At 38.2% G+C, this 20098-nt stretch carries 21 protein-coding genes and 4 pseudogenes; 18 read left to right on the top strand and 7 right to left on the bottom strand.

Annotated elements, in window-relative coordinates:
* Positions 1-41 precede the first annotated feature (41 nt).
* Both ACOI1D_RS16630 and ACOI1D_RS16625 read left to right on the top strand, forming a co-directional pair.
* A complete protein-coding gene (locus tag ACOI1D_RS16630) occupies positions 42-281 on the top strand; it encodes a carboxymuconolactone decarboxylase family protein (RefSeq protein WP_422502756.1) in 240 nt (79 codons plus the stop codon).
* Between the two features lie 150 nt (positions 282-431).
* A complete protein-coding gene (locus ACOI1D_RS16625) occupies positions 432-572 on the top strand; it encodes a hypothetical protein (protein ID WP_422502754.1) in 141 nt (46 codons plus the stop codon).
* Positions 573-744: 172 nt separating this feature from the next.
* Here the strand turns inward: ACOI1D_RS16625 and egtD are convergent, their stop codons facing one another.
* Both egtD and egtB read right to left on the bottom strand, forming a co-directional pair.
* A complete protein-coding gene (gene egtD / locus ACOI1D_RS16620; protein ID WP_422502753.1) occupies positions 745-1710 on the bottom strand; it encodes an L-histidine N(alpha)-methyltransferase in 966 nt (321 codons plus the stop codon).
* Positions 1707-2972, bottom strand: a complete 1266-nt coding sequence (gene egtB, locus ACOI1D_RS16615; protein ID WP_422502752.1) for an ergothioneine biosynthesis protein EgtB — start codon at positions 2970-2972, stop codon at positions 1707-1709. The genes egtD and egtB overlap by 4 nt, the downstream gene beginning before the upstream one ends.
* Positions 2973-3159: 187 nt before the next feature.
* Here egtB and merR point away from each other — a divergent pair, with 187 nt between their 5' ends.
* The 6 genes from merR (at position 3160) to ACOI1D_RS16585 (ending at position 7489) form a co-directional block, all read left to right on the top strand.
* Positions 3160-3558, top strand: a complete 399-nt coding sequence (gene merR / locus ACOI1D_RS16610) for an Hg(II)-responsive transcriptional regulator (protein WP_422502750.1) — start codon at positions 3160-3162, stop codon at positions 3556-3558.
* A gap of 14 nt (positions 3559-3572) precedes the next feature.
* The gene (gene merF / locus ACOI1D_RS16605; protein ID WP_422502749.1) at positions 3573-3809 is read left to right on the top strand and encodes a mercury resistance system transport protein MerF; all 237 of its coding nucleotides are present in this window, start codon (positions 3573-3575) and stop codon (positions 3807-3809) included.
* Positions 3802-5451 carry a mercury(II) reductase gene (gene merA / locus ACOI1D_RS16600; protein ID WP_422502747.1) on the top strand — a complete coding sequence of 550 codons (1650 nt, stop codon included), beginning with the start codon at positions 3802-3804 and terminating at the stop codon, positions 5449-5451. The genes merF and merA overlap by 8 nt, the downstream gene beginning before the upstream one ends.
* A 76-nt stretch (positions 5452-5527) precedes the next feature.
* Complete coding sequence (locus ACOI1D_RS16595) at positions 5528-5869, top strand: thioredoxin family protein (protein WP_422502745.1); 342 nt, start codon at positions 5528-5530, stop codon at positions 5867-5869.
* Positions 5870-5879: 10 nt separating this feature from the next.
* Positions 5880-6959, top strand: a complete 1080-nt coding sequence (locus ACOI1D_RS16590; protein WP_422502743.1) for an FAD-dependent oxidoreductase — start codon at positions 5880-5882, stop codon at positions 6957-6959.
* Between the two features lie 275 nt (positions 6960-7234).
* Positions 7235-7489: a thioredoxin family protein gene (locus tag ACOI1D_RS16585; RefSeq protein ID WP_422502741.1), complete on the top strand. Its 255-nt coding sequence runs from the start codon at positions 7235-7237 to the stop codon at positions 7487-7489.
* Between the two features lie 261 nt (positions 7490-7750).
* Here ACOI1D_RS16585 and ACOI1D_RS16580 read toward each other — a convergent pair whose 3' ends face one another.
* Positions 7751-8209 (bottom strand): hypothetical protein, encoded by a 459-nt coding sequence (locus tag ACOI1D_RS16580; RefSeq protein WP_422502739.1) that lies wholly within the window; start codon positions 8207-8209, stop codon positions 7751-7753.
* A 109-nt stretch (positions 8210-8318) separates the two neighbouring features.
* Positions 8319-9329, bottom strand: a complete 1011-nt coding sequence (locus tag ACOI1D_RS16575; protein ID WP_422502737.1) for a DUF3231 family protein — start codon at positions 9327-9329, stop codon at positions 8319-8321.
* A 306-nt stretch (positions 9330-9635) separates the two neighbouring features.
* Here ACOI1D_RS16575 and ACOI1D_RS16570 point away from each other — a divergent pair, with 306 nt between their 5' ends.
* Positions 9636-10646: a DUF3231 family protein gene (locus ACOI1D_RS16570; RefSeq protein WP_422502735.1), complete on the top strand. Its 1011-nt coding sequence runs from the start codon at positions 9636-9638 to the stop codon at positions 10644-10646.
* Positions 10647-11105: 459 nt separating this feature from the next.
* Here the strand turns inward: ACOI1D_RS16570 and ACOI1D_RS16565 are convergent, their stop codons facing one another.
* From ACOI1D_RS16565 to ACOI1D_RS16555, 3 genes and pseudogenes are all read right to left on the bottom strand, one after another.
* Positions 11106-11492 carry a hypothetical protein gene (locus tag ACOI1D_RS16565; RefSeq protein ID WP_422502733.1) on the bottom strand — a complete coding sequence of 129 codons (387 nt, stop codon included), beginning with the start codon at positions 11490-11492 and terminating at the stop codon, positions 11106-11108.
* Between the two features lie 66 nt (positions 11493-11558).
* Positions 11559-12508 (bottom strand): annotated as a pseudogene (locus tag ACOI1D_RS16560) (Tn3 family transposase); the annotation flags it as partial.
* Between the two features lie 206 nt (positions 12509-12714).
* Complete coding sequence (locus ACOI1D_RS16555) at positions 12715-12915, bottom strand: hypothetical protein (protein WP_422502731.1); 201 nt, start codon at positions 12913-12915, stop codon at positions 12715-12717.
* A gap of 34 nt (positions 12916-12949) precedes the next feature.
* On the opposite strand from ACOI1D_RS16555, the gene ACOI1D_RS16550 reads away from it, so the two are divergent.
* From ACOI1D_RS16550 to ACOI1D_RS16510, 9 genes and pseudogenes are all read left to right on the top strand, one after another.
* Positions 12950-13528: a hypothetical protein gene (locus ACOI1D_RS16550; protein WP_422502730.1), complete on the top strand. Its 579-nt coding sequence runs from the start codon at positions 12950-12952 to the stop codon at positions 13526-13528.
* Positions 13422-15017 (top strand): heavy metal translocating P-type ATPase, encoded by a 1596-nt coding sequence (locus ACOI1D_RS16545; protein ID WP_422502728.1) that lies wholly within the window; start codon positions 13422-13424, stop codon positions 15015-15017. The genes ACOI1D_RS16550 and ACOI1D_RS16545 overlap by 107 nt, the downstream gene beginning before the upstream one ends.
* A 191-nt stretch (positions 15018-15208) precedes the next feature.
* Positions 15209-16462, top strand: coding sequence for a YeeE/YedE family protein (locus tag ACOI1D_RS16540; protein WP_422502727.1), 1254 nt, complete (start codon positions 15209-15211; stop codon positions 16460-16462).
* Between the two features lie 442 nt (positions 16463-16904).
* Positions 16905-18020 (top strand): NADH:flavin oxidoreductase, encoded by a 1116-nt coding sequence (locus ACOI1D_RS16535; protein WP_422502725.1) that lies wholly within the window; start codon positions 16905-16907, stop codon positions 18018-18020.
* A 557-nt stretch (positions 18021-18577) separates the two neighbouring features.
* Positions 18578-18784, top strand: a pseudogene (locus tag ACOI1D_RS16530) (thioredoxin family protein); the annotation flags it as partial.
* A 322-nt stretch (positions 18785-19106) separates the two neighbouring features.
* Positions 19107-19415 (top strand): annotated as a pseudogene (locus ACOI1D_RS16525) (heavy metal translocating P-type ATPase); the annotation flags it as partial.
* A gap of 30 nt (positions 19416-19445) precedes the next feature.
* The gene (copZ, locus tag ACOI1D_RS16520; RefSeq protein WP_422502723.1) at positions 19446-19652 is read left to right on the top strand and encodes a copper chaperone CopZ; all 207 of its coding nucleotides are present in this window, start codon (positions 19446-19448) and stop codon (positions 19650-19652) included.
* Positions 19653-19690: 38 nt separating this feature from the next.
* Positions 19691-19804 carry a peroxiredoxin family protein gene (locus tag ACOI1D_RS16515; protein ID WP_422502721.1) on the top strand — a complete coding sequence of 38 codons (114 nt, stop codon included), beginning with the start codon at positions 19691-19693 and terminating at the stop codon, positions 19802-19804.
* 12 nt (positions 19805-19816) lie between these two features.
* Positions 19817-20098: pseudogene (locus tag ACOI1D_RS16510) on the top strand (thioredoxin family protein); the annotation flags it as partial.

Raw genomic sequence — 20098 nt, 5'->3', positions numbered from 1 at the left:
CTATTACCTAAACAATTTGGATTTACGTGGGAGGTGAAAAAATGGTGGCAAGAATACAAATGATAGAATCAGAGTATGCGGAAGGTAAGTTAAAAGAACTCTATGATCAATTTAACGGGAAAATGGCTAACATTTTAAAAGTCCACTCATTAAATCCTAATTCACTTGAAGCCCATTTTAATTATTACAAGGTGATTATGTTTGGGAAATCACCTTTACCAAGAAAAGTCAGAGAAATGATTGCTACTGTCGTTTCAGTAACAAACGAGTGCTTTTACTGAATAGAACATCATGGGGCGGCGCTCCATTTATTAACGAAAGATGAAGAACTTGTCAAACAGGTAAAAAAAGATTATCAAAAATCTGATTTAGATGATAAAACAAAATCTATACTTGATTATGCTGTTAAGTTAACGATTAAACCTCATTCTGTGTTAGACGAGGATGTGGATCACCTTAAGAAATTAGGATGCGGTGATTTAGAAATTTTAGATGTTTGCCAAATCACATCCTACTTTAATTTTGTAAATCGAATGGCTGAAGGATTAGGGGTGAAAGTGGAAGAATATTAAAAAGTTAGTTTGCTGATAAACTGATGGATAGAATGAACAGTTTTTTTGAAGCATTGTGGGTCCTTACACAAACATTACTCAAGTCATTTTCTACGTTAAAAAAAGAAGAGGACTTTCCCAAGCACATTGATTAAAATTAATGTGTAAGGTCAGTCCTTTTATGATTCGTATGCTACATTACTTCTAAATAGTGGACACTAAACCATTTATTTTTGTCCTCAAATACTTCCACTGGCTTAAATCCACATTTCATACAAAGCTTTTGAAAAGAATTAATCGAGTATTTATAGGAATTTTCCGTATGGATGTTTTCATTCTCTGCAAAATCAATTTTATGATCTTGTAGATGTACAGTTTGCTTCACATTGCTCACTAAATGCATCTCTAGTCGACTTTTTTCAACGTTGTAGTAAGCATGATGATAAAAGTTTTCCAACTGAAAGTCGGCGTGTAGTTCTCTATTTATCCTTGTTAATAAATTCTTGTTGAATGCTGCTGTAATTCCTTGTTTATCGTTATAAGCTTTTTCTATTATGTGCTTATCTTTTCTTAAGTCCAAACCGATTAGTAACCCGTCTCCTTTATCCAGTGTATTGGATAGTTGCTTCAAGAACATAGCTTCTTCAAACGGTTCAAAATTGCCAATGGTTGATCCTGGGAAGAAGACAACTTTTTTGTTGCCACCTAGTTCAGGTAAAGAAAAGGCTTGTGTGTAATCTGCAAGAATGCCATGTATTTTTAGCATAGGATAGTCTTTCTCTAACTGATCAACCGTACTTGTCAGAATCGTCGTAGAGATGTCGATAGGCATATAGCTGTTCAAGTTAGCTTCATCTAATAAGACGTGTGTTTTCGTGCTGCTGCCACTTCCTAATTCAATTAAATCTACATCTTTTCCCATTAATTTAGTAATAGAAACGTGAGATTGATTTAGAATATCAAACTCTGTACGTGTTTGGTAATACTCGTCTAAGTCAGTAATTTTTTCAAATAGTTTTGAGCCTAACTCATCATAAAGATATTTAGGGGCAATCGTTTTTGGATTTGATGTTAGGCCATTAATGACATTCGTAAACATATCATCTTGCTTAGGAGAAAGGTCAGTAATATTGCGAGAATTTTGATTTACAACACTCATTCGACATCCTCCGCTAAACGCAATCCGCTAAATTGCCATCTCATTTGTGGATAGAAGAAATTGCGATAAGTTAGACGTATATGTGACTCTGGTGTCGCACAGGACCCACCTTTTAACACCATCTGGTTTGCCATGAATTTTGCATTGTACTCTCCTAATGCACCTTTTAATGGTTTACTCCTTGGATACGGTGAATAGGAGCTTTGCGTCCATTCCCAAACATCGCCAAACCCTTTTGAAAAGCCTTGTGTTTCTTCGTTATCTGAAATTGGTTGAAAATAACCGTGTTCAGCAAAGTTACCTTTGATGGGAGTATGTTGTAATCCATGTTCCCACTCTTCCTCGGTAGGGAGACGTTTTCCAGCCCATCTCGCATAGGCATCTGCCTCATAAAAACTAATATGACTAACTGGCGCATGTTCATCGACAGGTAATAGTCCTGACAATGTAAAAGCATACCAGCTTCCGTCATGCTTTTCCCAATACTGTGGAGCTTGCCAATTATAAGTTTTCACAGCATTCCATCCATCTGACAGCCAATATTTTGCTTGTGAATAGCCTCCATCCTGGATAAATTGTAAGTATTCACCATTTGTAACAGGGCGATTTGCTAAGCGAAAAGGATTTAACCATTTTTTATGTCTAGGCCCTTCATTATCAAAAGAAAAGCCTTCCCCATCGTTACCAACCTCCACTAATCCTCCTTCTATATACACAAAAGACAGGTCTTGAGTAGATGAGTTACCAAACATGTCATTATTGGTAATGTAGACAGGGTTAGTTGGATTGAAAGAAAAATTGTATTTTAAGTCGGTTAGCAATAACTCCTGGTGTTGTTGTTCGTGGTTCAAACCAATCTCGACTAGTTGCCTGATTTTTTCCACATCCACTTGATTTTTAATTTCTATTAATGAAAGAATATGGTCATCTACATATTTTCGGTAAGAAAAAGTTTCTGAAACAGTCGGACGGGTGATTAGGCCCCTGGCTTTTTGTGGATGAAATTTCCCAACGGTCTCATAATAAGAATTGAATAAGTAATTAAAATCCTTATGAAAAACAGTGTAATTTGAAAGGTAGTTCTTTAAAATGAATGTTTCAAAAAACCAAGTGGTATGTGCTAAATGCCATTTCGATGGACTGACATGCGTATCAGCTTGAACAATAAGGTCTTCAATCTCTAGTGGCTCAACTAATTGTTCGGAGTACTTACGAATTCGTAAGTACTCATCTTTTAATATGTCAGTTGTTATAGTCGTCATAATAAAATCCTCCTCTTTAATCTTTAAGAATGTATTACCCTATAGAAGTATTTATGAATCGTATAAAATAAAGCTTATAATTTTCAGTAAGCTATCTTACATTTTCTAGATATTATGAAATCAAATAAATTTGCTCTTGACTCTGTACCATACTACATGGTTTATACTTTTACCCGAGGTGATTAAAATGTCCTATCATATTGGCGAGCTGGCAGAAAAGTGTGAAGTAAATAAGGAAACAATTCGATATTATGAACGTAAACACTTAATCCATGAGCCACCCCGCACGAATTCAGGATACCGTATCTATGAAGAAGATACAGTGAAACGTATTCATTTTATTAAAAGGATGCAGACATTTGGTTTTTCTTTACAAGAAATTGACAAGTTGCTCGGGGTCGTGGATAAAGACGATGCTCGGTGTGCAGATATGTACGAGTTTGTATCAGGGAAATTAATAGAAGTGGAACAACAAATGAATGATTTGGAACGCATTTCATTGATGTTAAAAGATTTAAAAGAGCGATGTCCAAACGAAAAGGAATTACATGCATGTCCTATTATCGAAACGATTATTAATGAGTAAAAGAAGGTGTCTTTTTGAATAATAAATACGGCCGGATAGGTTTAGTGGTTGGTGTAATTGGAACGTTTATCACCATGGTATGCTGTGCAACACCAATTTTAATTATAGTCTTAAGTTCAATTGGGATAGGATCAGCCGTAACGGGGTATTTGGATTATGTACTCGTAACAATGATAATTTTCTTTCTTGGATTAACGTATTTCTCTTATGAAAAAATAAGTAAAAAATCAGGAGGTTTCAATGATGAGTAATCAACAAATACGATTAAACATAAAAGGAATGACTTGTACAGGTTGTGAAAATAGTGTGGAGTCAGCTATTCAACAGATGGGAGCAAAAGATGTTAAAGCTGACTTTTATCAAAATGAAGTGCTATTTGATTTGCCCAGACATGTCGATATCGAAAGTGTGAGACAAGCTGTTAACGAAACCCATTACCGAGCAGGGGACTATGAAACATTAGAAAGTACGAAACCTATTCCTGCAAAGGATAATGATGAAGATTATGATCTTATCATTATAGGTTCTGGTGGTGGTGCTTTTTCAGCGGCGATTAAAGCGACAGAAAACGGTGGAAATGTAGCAATGATTGAACGTGGGACGGTTGGCGGAACGTGTGTCAATATTGGATGTGTCCCATCTAAAACGATGTTACGTGCTGGCGAGATTAATCAATTAGCAAAAAAGAATCCTTTTGTTGGATTGAGCGCAACAGTTAATGAGGTGAATTTAAGTAAGTTAGTGGAACAAAAAGACGAGCTTGTAGGTGAACTCCGAAAGCAGAAATACGAAGATTTGATTGAAGAATATGGATTTGAACTCATTCGAGGAGAAGCAAGATTTGTAGATGAAAAAACGGTTGAAGTGAATGGAACGAAACTTACTGGTAGAAGCTTTTTAATTGCGACAGGTGCATCACCTTCCGTACCTAATATCCCAGGATTAAAAGATGTGGGCTATTTAACAAGCACAACCCTATTAGAATTAAAACAATTACCAAAAAGTTTAGCTGTCATTGGTGCTGGTTATATCGGTCTAGAGTTAGGTCAGTTATTTCATAACCTAGGGGTAGAAGTTACCCTCATGAAACGTGGGGAACGCTTGCTAAAAGAGTATGATCCGGAAATATCAGACTCCATTACCAAAATGCTAACCGAGCAAGGGATCAAACTCATCGCAAGTGCAACTTTTGAGCAAGTGGAAGAGAACGATGGGCGTAAAGTAATTACGGTTACAATCGAAGGAGAAAAGAAAGTAGTAGAGGCGGAGCAATTACTTGTTGCTACTGGCCGGAAACCAAATATCGATTCGCTAAATTTATCAGTAGCCAATGTTGACGTTGGTTCTCGAGGGGAAATACTAATAGATGATTACTTGCAGACATCCAATAAACGAATTCACGCTGCTGGTGATGTAACATTAGGTCCACAATTTGTCTATGTTGCAGCTTATCAAGGTGGCATTGTAGCAGATAACACCGTCGGAGGGTTACAACGGAAAAGTAATCTAACCGGTGTTCCTGGCGTGACATTTACCAACCCAGCAATTGCTACCGTTGGCTTAACGGAAGAACAAGCAAAGGAAAAAGGCTATCAAGTAAAGACGTCTGTCTTACCACTGGATGCTGTACCAAGAGCGTTAGTTAATCATGAAACGACTGGAGTATTTAAAATTGTAGCAGAGGCTGATACATTAAAAGTTCTTGGGGTACATGTAGTTGCAGAAAATGCAGGTGATGTCATTTATGCTGCGACATTAGTGGTAAAGCATGGATTGACAATAGAAGATTTACAAGAAAGTTTTGCACCTTATTTAACAATGGCTGAAGGACTTAAATTAACTGCATTAACCTTTGATAAGGATGTATCAAAGCTGTCTTGCTGCGCTGGGTAGACAACCAATTTGTAAGTTATCTTACGGAATGTATATGGAAAATGCTTTATCCTTTTATCAAAGGAGTTGATAAAAAATGGCTGAAGAAATTGTGAACAAACAACAATTTGATAAACATATTGCTGGTGAAAAGCGAGTTGTGATTAAATTTTTTGCCGATTGGTGCCCAGATTGTAAACGAATGGACTTCTTTATTGAAGAGGTATTAGAACAATACCCATCGTTTCCATTTTATCAAATAGATCGAGACAGATTTCCAGAGTTAGCAGAAAAATATGAGGTTATGGGGATTCCTAGCTTATTGGTTTTTGAAAATGGAGAGAAAATTGGTAACTTGCATAGTGCTAATGCAAAAACACCAGAGGAAGTTACTAATTTTTTAGCTGAGTACTTTACGAATAACATTTTAGAAACGTAGGGGTTAAGTAATGAATAGAACATTGGTTCTAGTAGGAGGAGGGCATGCACACTTATTTGCAGTGCGTGTCCTTTTACAAGAAAAAACGGATTTTCATATAATTCTTATCTCACCTTCACGCTATCAATATTATTCAGGCATGTTTTCTGGATTTGCTGAAGGGCTTTATGGTGAGAAGGACATTCGTATTGATTTGAAAGACCTTTGTGAGCGAGCTAATGTTACTTTTATACAGGACCAGGTAGTTAGCTTCAATCCAAGCGTAAAAAATGCACAATGTGGCAGGGGTCAATCCGTTTCATTTGACGCGATCTCTTTTGATATTGGATCCGAGTCAGAGATAAGCTCGTCTTTTCAGGATTATGTCATACCTATCAGGCCAAACTATCTATTTACAGTGCATATAGAAAACATTAAAAGATCTCCTATGCCAGTTGTCGTTGGTGCTGGAGCTGCGGGTGTAGAACTTGCCTTGTCTATGCTTGCATGGAGAAAAAAACATGCCGAACAAAAAAATGTGACCTTAATTACATCTTCAGAACTCTTACGTTCCTTTGGCTTTCTCACTTCTAAAAAAATACAGAGAATAGCATCTTTAAAGAGCCTACATGTAATAGAAGGGGAAAAAGTAACGGACATAACCTCTAGCCATGTATACACAGACAAGCAAAACAGTTTGGAACATACAGGTGTTCTATGGCTGACAGGTGCCAAGTCGTTCGATTTATTTGAAGAAGCAGATATGACAACGGATGATTCAGGATTTCTACTCGTTAATGATTATTTGCAAAGTCCAGATTGTCCATTTGTTTTTGGTGCAGGAGACTGCGTGTCCATTAAAACAAATAGAAGCTTGCCTAAAAACGGCGTTTACGCTGTTCGACAAGCACCAGTGCTATGGGGAAATATAAAAAAATATTTAAATGAAAGGGGAATGGAGGTATTTAAACCACAAAATAAATATGTTGCAATCTTATCAACTGGAAATAAAGAAGCACTGTTTACTTATGGTAGATTTTCAGTTCATAGTAGATTAGCTTGGAAGTTGAAGCACTTAATTGATGGGAAATTCATAAGAAAGTTTAAATGAAATTAGAAATCCATCCATAAACGTTTACAATTATGTACATGGATAAATTAATGGCATATAGAAGGTCGACGAATAAAGACAATGTGTTGGTAGTTTAACATAGCTATCTTGGGCGATTATGAAGGAACTCGTAAAGTTAGCAGTCTGATGATGAAAATTCACTTTGCAAACTATGTGAATCGCGATCTTCGTTTTGAAGATCCAGAGACTGTTTAACGAATGTGCGATGTATTCATGAAAGTTTTCCATAAATATTTTAAGTAAGGAGAGTCTATATGAAGATCGAAGTTGTTACTTCTGGTGTACCCGGATGCAAAAGTTGTGAAACAGTAAAAAAACGCGTTCAAACCGTTCTACATGATTTTCCAAAGGTGCAATTTGGTGAAATTAATTCCTTAGAAAAGCCGGAACGCATTGCATCTTTAGGTGTACTTACCTCAGGTGCCATTGTCATCGACGGGGAAGTGACATTCTCTAACCTACCGAAAGAAAAAGTGCTTCGTCAAAAAATTGAGGAAGCGATGACATGAAGGAAATCATTGCTTTTATTGCGTACATGGTTGTTGCTGTTGCGATCGCTTATTGGGTATTTTTGCACATCCCCTTGAAAAGGTGGATTAGCGAATATTATAAAATTTTTTGTACCTATCGTCCAACACAGAACGGGCGCTTTTTCATTCACAAAAGCGCCCTTTTGTTGAAGATCGTTTACATTAGAATTCATACTAATTTTATAAGAGTACAAAATAATAAAAGAGAACTTTTTCTATAAAATGGTCTCTTATGTATTTTTATGTTCTACTATTTATCAGCTTTTTTAATAGTAATCCGATTACTACCCCTGGCACCACAGACAATATGGGTAACCAAATAGGGCCGAATAATATTCCCATCATCTTGAAGGTTGAAGAAAAAATTAGACCAACTGTTACAAAATAGGCGGAAAAAGCAAATGGCAAAAAGGCAAATGACGATTTCCCTCCACCTGCATCTTTGTATGCGTCCCACATCGCAAAAAAGTACAAACAAGGATAGAACATGAGCCACCCATAATTCGTTTGCTGAATGGATGCTTGTATGTTCCCTTGAAAACTTAAAACAATGACCTCATTAAAATTCGCTTGGACATTAACAAGAAATTCTAACGCAATTAACAAAATGCCTTTGATATATTTACCGTTTAAAATTTGGCCAAAACCCGGCAATGCAATACTCCAAAGTAATTTTTCATACTTATTATCTTTTTCCATATTATCCGTCCCAAATGACCATAGATGTTTTTTTGCCAATTGTTTTTAAGCCATTTTTCCATCTTTGTTCTGCAAAAAGATTAGGCAAAAACAAGGTGCTACATAGAGTTTATTCTTTTAACTTACCACGTTCTTCCATTTGTGGCGGTTCTTCCATCCACCCATTTTTAATCATTATCTTTGCACCTTCATGAGCATATTCAAAAATATCTTTCGTGAAAACACTCATTTTTGCTGCTAAGTCGTTCCGTTGACTAAAAGCAGTTCCCATTGAATTGCCTCCCATAGCAAAACTACAAAAAAAGCTAGTGCAATACATCATAAGTTTGTCTGAAAATGGGGAAACCGTTGAACGAGTTGCATGTCCGCCGGAAGTAGAAGGGGTTTGAATGCCGTCTTCTAGAAATGTTTCAATCATCTCTTTAATAACACTTTTAGATAGTTCCCCGCCCTTTGAAAAAAATTTTTTCACTTCTGGATTATGAGCGCATTGAGCAAAACCATTAATCATTTGTAACCCAATTACGTTTGATTCTATACCATGATAAGTATAAGCAACTTCCACCGTATTTAGTGTTCGTTTCTTCCCAATTTTAGTAAGGAGATTAAGTCCACCCAAATAGCTTGTATCTTTAACAAACTCAACGGAATTAGGCATTGAAACGTACGGAGATCGTGCAATCATGCCTTTTTCAATCAAATATTGTGTACAGGAATTATAAGTTGCTTGAGTAATTGCGGTAAGATCCTTAAAAATCATTACAATATCTTCACGGTACGCCATGTTTATATTTAGCGTATGTAATCCCATACTAATTTCTTGTAGCAACCTGACAAACATGATATCAAAACCATTGTCATACAGTTTTGGAACATCTTTATTGACATCTTTTGAGGAATATCCTACTGGAATTGCAGCCCCTTCACTTTTAAAGATATCTGTTATTTTGTCAACGTAAATATTTAAATCAGTATATAAATCATCCATGATTTTTTTTGCTTGATCATCGTCGGCTTTTTCGATAAAGTACTCTAACATCCGCAAAATCATTGTTTTCTCTTGGTATGTTAGCCATAGAACGCCAAGTTCGGATGACGTTATTGTAGGTTTCTCAGGCATGATTATATTCCCTCCGTGATTTGTATTATGCCTTTAATCTTCCTTAAACTTTGTTTTTTATTCTACATAAAAGGGGCTTAACAATGAAACTTATTTTACAATTAAAAGCACTACAAATTGTTAACTTATGACGCTCTCACCAGCCACACGGCCAGTGTATTTGCAAAGTATGCTGTTCTGTCATGGCAAAAATGTTGCATCGCAAACAAACCGGCTACCTGTTTGAGTCTGAGATAATAATGAATAAGTTTAGCAGTACTAGCGCAAATTAATCGTATGATGTTTTAATTTTAGGAGGGTTATAAATTGGATACACAACATAACGTTAAACTTACATCGGCTGAGATCGCAAGCATTTGGTCAAATTACCAGCAGGACACATTATCAATTTGTACAATTGAATTCTTTTTAACCCATGTTGAAGATAAAGAAATTCGATCCGTTCTCACCTATGCTCTGCAGCAATCCCAAGCACACATTCAAAAATTAAAATCCTTATTCAATGAAGAACAATTTCCCATTCCTGATGGCTTTTCAATGGAAGCCGATGTTAATCAGGAAGCCCCTCGTTTGTTTACAGATGATTTTCACCTTTTTTATATTCAAAATATGGGGAAGATTGGAATGAGTGTCTACTCACAATTTTTGTCTAATTCTGCTCGTTTGGATATATGTGAATACTATACGGAGTGTTTGAATCAGTCATCTAAATTATTCGATAAGGCAACAGAAGTCATGTTAGATAAAGGCTTATTCATAAGATCCCCTTATATTCCAAAGCCCAAAATGGTTGAATATGTGCAAAAGCAAAGCTATCTAGCAGGGAAATTCAATCCCAGACCATTGAACGTCATAGAATCATCAAATATTTACTTTAATTTGATACAAAATCAATTAGGTAGAACATTAGCCATAGGATTTAGTCAAGTAGCAAAGTCTAAAGTTGTGCGTGAATTTATGGCCAGAGGAATGAATATTTCGGATAAACACGTTGAAGTTTTTGGTTCAATATTAAGTCAAGAATATCTTCCTTCAGCAAGTTCATGGAGTACGTCACCCACGGACTCTACCGATTCCCCTTTTTCTGATAAACTAATGATGAGTCATATAACTGCATTAAATGCAGCACAAGTAGGATTCTACGGGAAGAGTCTTGGTACAAGTCCGAGACGTGATTTGGGCTTACATTATGTTCGGCTTACGACTGAAATTCTTGAGTATGCGGAAGATGGCGCAAATATTATGATTGATAATAGTTGGATGGAACAGCCGCCGCAAGCAGTAGACCGTAATAAATTGGCTAAGGAAAAAAAGTAAGAAGGATGGATGAACCTGGGTAACTTTTTTCGTTCATAACACGTCTAATAAGTAGAAGTTATACCAATGTCTAAAAAAATGTGATTCTCTTTTGAGTATTGCGCTTCCAGGACAACTAGTAAATAGATAATCATGAATCCAATTTTCCTTACCGTAGTCAGTACAACAGTGGGGTTGTCTCTCTAACTCTATGTGAAGTCGATATAGCACGTCTCGTTCAAATGACTTTGCAATGTTAAAACCTTCTAATCCTGATAAAGTCATGTTAGAAATCAATTACACGCGTCTCCTTTTTGTGGTTTGTTTTTTGATCTAAATTAGGAGATTGCGTGTTTTATTTGTTGGGATTTTTTCTACACCCAAACAATTATTTTAGAGCTATTTTCACAAGGTCTTACTCCACAAAATGGCCGTTAAAGGAATAAGTCTAACTACCATCGTTCCGTTTTTTTTGGACTTCTAATCCCAATTCAAAATCACTTTTTGACATGACCCTTTCGATGGTCCCTCTTTTAATTTATCCGCTAAATCTAAAATATCAGTAACAACTTGCTTCCATTGGCTTACCTGTTTTTGAAGTTGTTGAATTTCGTTTTGTTGGGATAAAGTTAGACCTGTTTTCCGTTGCCACCTTTGAAGCTGCTTTTCGTAGATTGGCGCAAAATCAAGTTGTTCTACGTAAGATTGGATGGCCCGATTTACCGTGTCATCATTTAGCACATGCGTCTTGGTCCGGGCTTCCAACAGATTATCGTATTGGTCTTGTGCAGTCCCTAGTTTCCCATCAATGACACTTGTAATTAGCGGTAAATTCCCGATGGGCTGCCAGTTGGGTTCTGGGTTCATTTATTTTCACCTCTCTTATGAATATCTGTGTCAGGAATGAGCCCACTTTATCCGTGTGGGATATTGTTACTCATTCGGAATAACCTTTAATTGATCCAATTCTTGGATGATGGCATCCATATTAACGGGCTCCTGATAGTTATTGAATTCGTAACGACCGTAGAGATTAATATGCTGCCATGCAACGGGAGAAATTCGTTTCAGTGCATCTGAATTTTGCCATCTTTTCTCTTTGTGATCCAACATATTGGATAAAATACTGGCATTGTAATAAATGATGCAATTGGCAATTAGACGACTGCATTCGCCCCATATTTGTTGGTCTTGTTCGGTTCTGAAACGGAGTTTTCCAAAATTGGCATAGGACACGGATCAGCGTAATTTATGGTAACTCTCACCTCGGTTCAAGGTTCGCTGCACATTTTGACGTAGTGGTGGAATCAATATAATCAAGAAAATATAAACTTTTGATGATGTTATCATACTCCCACAAAGCACGCTTGGTTTTGTTTTTACGGGCGTAAGCACTTAGTTTCCCGATGATAATTCTCCCCAACCCCATATTGGTCCCCCAGGCAAGCAGACAAGCAATCAGAACCTGATCTACCTTGATCTGTTTCGCATAACGACCTAAGATATGATCAAACGCCTCAATAAATTGACAATGTTGATTCACGTAATGCAAAACACTTCCAATACCAACGGGTCTTAATGCGCCAAAAAAAGAGTGATTGATAGACTCCGCATCCCGAATATACGAAAGCGTCCATCGGTTGTGTACACTACGTTTTTTTGATTTGTACATGTTCATTTTCTCCTGATGCAATCCGTTGATTTACTTCCATCATACGAGCTTCAAGTCTCTGCTCGAGTTCCGTTAAATGCTCATGGATGGGTTGATTGACGGTCTTCAGACCGACATCGGCCATTAACTTTTCTTTCTGTTGCCACTGCCCGTCATCGATCAGATCATCCTCGAAACTACGAAATCGGATACTTTCACGGCAAAAAATATCCCTTGCTTCCAAGCGATTACGTAAAAGGCGATAAATGAAAAACTCGTAACGATCCACCCATATCGCCTTTTGCCCGTCGGATTCTTGCTTATAGATGTAACGATTTATATTATCTGAAATAAATTGATGAGGTAAATCATCAATGGGATATTGCCCTAATGGTTTATTTTTATTGAAGACCAATTTCATAAAGTGAATGGCCTCCATCAGTGGATCATCTGATCCATATGTTCCCATTGGAGGGCTGTTTCATCCCATTTTGCATTGGTAAAGATTTGATCCGCTACATTTGCAAGCTTTTGGCGTTCCAAAATAGCAAAAGCCTTCTTCTGAATATCGCCAAAAGGGGTTTCCGTTTCAATGCTATCGCCGGTAAATAATTTCAACACTTCTCCTGCTTTTTTCATGTTTTGACGGTTTTCCGTGTAGCGCTCATATACTGTGAGTTATGACGGCCAGAAGGTTGACATTGCCTTTATTAAATCCATCGTTAAAAAGGTTGAGTTTAAAGCGTTACTGGAAAATGAAGTAGAAAGTCGTGAAGAAGTCCACATCCGTAAACTGCGTGAAGAGCGACGGCGTTTAACCATTGCGTGGGGATTGGGTGCTCCGATATTTCTGATCATGGTCACCCAGTGGTTTGTTCAGGATTTACGGCTTCCTTTTGAACGCTGGATTATGTTTGGATTAACGACACCATTGATTCTCATCGCCGGACGTAAACATTACCTTGGTGCTTTTCAGGCAATTCGTCATGCGGACGCTATTACCGCAGACGTCCTCATTACAATTGGCTCTTGGTCAGCCTATTTATTCAGTTTGTACACAACATTTGTTGTATCAGGACCGGCTTATTTTGACACTGCTGCAATGATCATAACGTTTATTACAACCGAAACGTACTTAAAAACAAGTGCGACCTCCAAAGCATCTGAGTCCATTCGCAAAATGGCAGGGCTTCAAGCAAAAACCGCAAGGGTTTTGCTTAAAGCCAGGAGGCGAAGTCGAGACGTTTATTGATCGTGTTGAAGTCGGAGATATTGTAATTATTAAACCCGGTGAAAGAATACCAGTGGATGGAAAAGTCATGGAAGGTTATTCAACCGTTGATGAGTCCATGTTGACGGGAGAAAGTTTGCCACTTTCGAAAAACATGGGGGGTACCGTCTCTTCGGCCACAATCAATAAAAGTGGTAAGCTGAAAGTCGAGGTTACGCGTGTCGGCCGTGAAACGACCATTTCACAAATTATTAAAATGGTCGAAGATGCGCAAGGGACAAAAATACCACTTGTTGAGTTTGCTGATCGTCTGTCGCAAATCATCATTCCTTTTGTGTTGTTCCTAACAATCATCACTTATTCGGCATGGATGATGTTCGGAGAGGCTCCAAATCTGAGTGTCGTTGCGATCGGCAGTGCCGTTGCTGTCATGGTGTTGACTTGTCCGTGTGCACTGACGTTAGCGCCGGAGACAGCTTTTTCAATTGGAACCGGAGAAGCAGCCAAAGACGGTATTCTCGTCAAGAACGGGGTGGTATTAGAGTATGCTTACAAGTTGAAACACATCATTTTTGATAAAACTGGAACCTTGACAAAAGGGGAGCCGGAAGTAACAGACCGTATTCCGTTTGGATCCTTATCCGAAAAAGAATTGTTAAGGCTTGCGGCGTCCGCAGAAACTGGGTCAGAGCACCCCTTGGGAGAAGCAATTGTAAATGCAGCGAAGGCTCAAAGCATCGAGCTATTCGATACACAGTCATTTCAGGCTGTAACCGGAAAAGGTATTATTACCGAAATCGAAGGAACCCAAGTCGCGATTGGTAATCTCAGCTTAATGAAAAGTGTGACAAACGATGATTTAAGCAAGCATCTCGGAAAGATGCAGATGTTAGAGGCGAAATCGAAAACTGTCATGTCAGTTGCAGTGGATGAACATATTGAAGGTATGGTAGCTGTTGCCGATACCGTGAGGATAGAAGCGAAAGAAGCTGTCAAAGTCCTTCATGAAATGGGGATTCAGGTCACGATGCTGACGGGAGATAACCGAAGCACCACTTCAGCCATTGCCAAAGAACTTGGTATTGACCGCGTCATTGCTGAAGTGTTGCCGGATGATAAAGTAAATGAAGTGAAAAGGTTGCAAAAAGATAAACAGTTGGTAGCCATGGTCGGTGATGGGATTAATGATGCGCCCGCACTTGCTCAGGCTGATATTGGCATTGCGATGGGAACCGGCACAGATATTGCGGCCGAAACGGCAGATGTCACCCTTATCAGTGGGGATTTAGATGGTGTGGTCAAAGCAATTCGTTTAAGTCGTGAAGCTTTTCGGATTATTAAACAAAATTTTATTTATGCTTTTCTTTTTAACGGTATCGGTCTTCCATCTGCGGCGTTTGGCTTGTCAAGTCCTGTATTGGCTTCATTAGCAATGGCCATCATTTCATTAATTGTAGTTGGGAACTCATTGCGCTTAAAAAATGTCGCTGCAAAACGGTTGTTTAGTTAAGTGAAGATCAGAAGGGTGGGAGGTGTAATGAATCGACTTCGAATTATAATTAATATAATTTCCATAGGATACACAAGGAAAATTTCGAAACGATAGGCTTTAGAAATTTCATTTTATTGACACCAAATCGTGGTAGCCGTTAATATAAAGAAAGTAATTCATACTAATTTTATCAGAAAAGGGTGTTTTGAATGGCGACTACGGTTCAACCTATAGATGAAGTAAAAGATCCAGTGCAACAAAAGAATGCTGATTTAAATAAACCCCAAAGGCCACTGATAGTAGGTGGGCTGGTTGTTGGGGCAATTTTACTAATCTATCTACTAGTCGCACAAACTATTGCTCAGCCGTTACTACTCGTTATTGGTCTGTTGCTTGGTTACACATTGTTCCATGCTCGTTTTGGCTTTACTTCGACATTTCGTAGGCTTATGTCTGTCGGAAATGGGCAGGCGTTACGTTCGCACATGTTAATGTTAGCAGTTGCAGTAACATTGTTTGCTCCAATTTTGGCATTCGGTTATTCGTTCTTTGGCGGAGGCGTCTCCGGTTATGTAGCACCAGTTGGTGTTAGTCTCCTGGTTGGTGCTTTCATGTTTGGAATAGGAATGCAGCTTGGAGGAGGCTGTGCATCTGGTACACTTTATGCAGTTGGTGGCGGACGCACTGTTATGTTCATAACGTTATTATTCTTTATCGTTGGTTCAACAATAGGAGCCTACCACCTACCATTTTGGACGGAAGATTTACCAGCCTTCCAACCTATTTCTCTAGCAACCTCTACAGGACTAGGTTATGGTGGAGCTTGGGCTTTATCAATTGCATTATTTGGTCTAATCACTTGGATTACAATTATTATTGAAAAAAAGAGAAAACCACCGAAAATGGCACCTATACCATCAACAAAAGGCTGGAAAAGGATTTTACGCGGGTCATGGCCATTATTCGCAGCAGCAATTGCATTAGCTGTGCTTAATGCCTTAACGTTAATGACTCGTGGAGCTCCCTGGGGTGTTACTTCAGCCTTTGCATTGTGGGGATCTAAAATAGCAATGTTTTTCGGAGTCGATGTCGCTAGTTGGGGATATTGGCAAGGTGCAAATGCAGCGGTGCTTCAATCATCCATTTTTGCTGATTCAACAACTGTGTTGAACTTGGGTGTTATTCTTGGGGCATTCCTTGCATCAGCAGCAGGTGGACTTTTCAAGTTTACTAGAATTAATATTAAAAATGTAGCCGCAGCTGTTATTGGAGGATTGTTGTTGGGCTATGGGGCCCGCCTCGCTTTCGGTTGTAATATTGGCGCATACTTTGGCGGTATTGCATCATTTAGTCTCCATGGTTATATCTGGGGAATTCTAGCATTAGCAGGGACTTTTGTTGCACTATATCTCAGACCATTTTTTGGCTTATCCGTTCCAAAATCAAAAGACTCGTTTTGTTAAGGAATGAAGAAGAAAATAATAATCACCATGTGAAACACTCGCATGGTGATTATATGTTTATAGAGAAAAATGTATCGTTACGTGTTTTCATTGATCTTCAGCACTTCTTTGAACTTATTCAATGATAGGTGTTATAGGTGGATAAATTATTAATACTATAAGTGTTTTCATTAAGATTACTGTAGCTGCTGCTTCTATGATTTTCAATATTCTAGATTGGTGCCGGACTGTAACCAAACATAGGGTTCAATGGCATGAATGGTTAGTATAAAGATAACAGTATTGGCTTTTTAATGTTAAAAAGGTTCATTTATTTATAGGAAAATAAATAATTCGACTTTAATTGTCTGATACTAACAAGGAATAACCAATCAGCACTTTTGAAAGAAAGTTTTTTATAAAGATGAGTTACCGTTCCTACAAAACTGAGGAGGATTTTCATATGACATTTAACAAATATCAATCGCTTTTTCAAGATTTTACTTTAAACAGGTTAAAACTTAAAAATCGAGTCACCGTTTCACCGATGACACGGACAAGTGGAACGGAAGACGGTCATGTTACTAATCAGATGGTAAAATATTATGAAAGATATGCAAAGGGTGGATTTTCGCTTGTTTTCACGGAAGGGTTATACTTAGACGAGTCATACAGTCAGGGGTATAGAAACCAACCGGGAATTGCTAATGAGAATCACATTGATGGCTGGAAAAAGGTAACCGATACCGTTCATGAACACGGTGCCTACATGTTTGCTCAACTGATGCATGCCGGCGCATTGTCTCAAGGCAATCATTATACTGAGACGACAATTGCTCCTTCCGCCGTTCAGCCGAAAGGTGAACAACTTGCGTTTTACGGAGGAAGCGGAAAATTTAAGATCCCGCAAGAAATGACTGTACAACAAATCAAAGGTGCCATCGGGGCTTTTGTGGATTCAGCAGTTCGTGCACAAAGAGCTGGATTTGACGGGGTAGAAATCCACGGAGCGAATGGTTATGTGATAGATCAATTTTTGACCGATTACACGAATCAACGTACGGATGAATACGGTGGAACTCTGGAGAACCGCTTGCGCCTTGCAAGAGAAGTGATTGATGCGGTCCGTAAAGCTGTTGGAAAGGACTTTCCCGTAGGCATTCGCCTTTCACAAGGTAAAGTGAACGACTACACTCATAAGTGGGCAGGAGGTGAATCCGATGCAGCAGTGATATTTAAGACTATCGCGGAGGCGGGAGTCGATTTCATCCATGTGACAGATTATGACGCCGATGCACCAGCTTTTAACGAATCCCTTTCATTGGCAGCCTTGGCGAAAAAATACGGTCGTCTCCCGGTGATTGCCAACGGTAGTCTAGAAGAACCGAAAAAAGCCGACCAATTGGTAGCCTCCGGTGATGCGGATCTCATTACGCTTGGTAAGGGGGCACTGGCCAATCCCGATTGGCCGAACCGGGTAAAAGTAAATCTTGCCCTTAAGGAGTTCGATCCAAATATCCTCCAGCCCCAAGCTAATATTAAAGAACAAGAATTGAAGCATGAAGTTACGGTTTCGTAATAGGGACTTTACCGAGTGAAAAATATCGTCGCTCAAATTGAACAGAGAAATATAGATTTTGCAGGTTTCACGAAGGGTTAGATCTGATAGTAACACTTGCTCACGAAGAACTCTTTTATTCCAAATAAATCAACTGGGTTGAAGGGAAGATTATTTCCTCCAAAGAAAATGATTTCTCGATTATAAAAATCGTCTAATACGCAGATATAATGCTAATTTGTTGGACATTTACCTGTTAAATTACTCACAAACATCTTGACTGCAAGGGAAACGTAGACTTTTTAAAACATTTACGCAGCTGCACGCTTTTGTCAATTTGACCTTATCCTTTCTGCCCAACTAAGTGTGACTTTCACAGTGTAATAAAAAGCACAAAGTTGGATGATTTATAGGATAAATATATTAACCTGAATAGGTCATAATAAAAAAAGTGTATTAACAAGGAGGATATAAATATGGCTAAAACTATTAGTTCAGAAGAGTATGCTAACCTTTTAAAGAATATGAACAAGCCGATTGTCCTTGAATTTGGGGCAGATTGGTGACCAAGCTGTCGTCAATTGAGGCCGGTGGTCTCAAACGTAGCAGAACAGCTTAATTCAGTTGATTTTTACTATGTTGATGTGGATCAATCATCAGATTTGGCTGCTCAATTTGGGGTACAGAGTATTCCAACTTTAATTTTGATTAAAGAAAGAGAAGAAGCTAAACGATCAGTTGGGTTTATTCCAGAGGAGCAGGTTAAGGAATTTGCACAGTTCTAAATTCATAAAGTGTCCCTAGGTAATCCGACAAAATTTTCGTCGGATTACCTAGGGACTTGTTCTCTATTCTGTTCGAACTCATTTAGAACTGTGATATTACTGCACCACAGAGAATCAGTAGTTGTTAAATTTCGCTAATGTTACTGCTGCACTTAATATTTTCTGAATGCCATTTATGGCCAATTAGCCCAAATCTCGTTCACGCATAAAAAGTTAAGCTATCCATCGTTTTAAGATATGCTTGTTTAGCTGCCACGATGTTTATCAATTCACCCATGTTTTCCTAATTTATGGATGTAATCTTTTTATTAGCCCCAATCAGAATGCGCCTGCTCTAGCACTAGCGGACATCGGAATTGCGATTGGGACCGGAACCGATGTAGCCATTGAAACAGCAGATATCACGCTTGTTGGTGGTGATTTAAACCACCTTCCGCAAGCTGTTAACCTAAGTAGGAAAACAATGAAAAACATTCGCCAAAATTTATTCTGGGCACTGGCTTATAACTCTGCTGGTATCCCGATTGCCGCGTTTGGATTTCTTGCTCCGTGGGTAGCTGGTGCTGCCATGGCATTTAGTTCTGTATCCGTTGTGTCAAACTCGCTTCGATTAAAACGAGTCAAATTATAATTTTGAGTAAAATAGAAAGGTGGATAAAGAATGGAGCAATTAACTCTAAACGTAAAAGGAATGACATGTGACCATTGCCAGAGTGCTGTCACAGGAGCATTAAAAGAATTAAATGGTGTCACTGACGTTGACGTTAAACTTGAAAAAGGAACTGCTGATGTCGCATATGATGAATCACAAGTTAGCGTGAATCATATGAAAGAAGCTGTAGAAGATCAAGGGTATGATGTTAAATAATCTTTTGATTTTTATAGCATAAGTTAGGAGGAACGAAAATGTTATTAGAAAAAATACAAGATCTTCAGCTTGAAGACTTAAATGGAAAACAAGTTTCTATCAGTGATTTTCGCGGGAAAAATACGTTGATTTTTATGTGGGCTTCTTGGTGACAATGCAGAGAACAACTGCCAGGCTGGCAGAAAGTTTACGAACAAAACAAGGATAATAACTTTGAAATTCTCTCGGTTGCTGTTGATGGTCAAGGATCGGAAGTAGTCAAACCTTATGTTAAAGGAACAACATTCACAACCGTTGTAGATGAAAATAATACGTTAGTAAACATGTTTCGATTTAAAGTTGTTCCAAACGGGATTTTTATTGATGAAGAAGGAACAATCCGTTTGATTAAAGAAGGGTTTAAGGTCGATGAACCTGATCATGTCAAAGCCGTTGAACAATTAATT

It is taken from the genome of Virgibacillus sp. DJP39 (genome assembly GCF_049310925.1).
Taxonomy (GTDB): Bacteria; Bacillota; Bacilli; order Bacillales; family Amphibacillaceae; genus Virgibacillus_F.
Note: the sequence above shows the minus strand (reverse complement) of the source record. Positions and strands in the feature narration are given on the sequence as shown.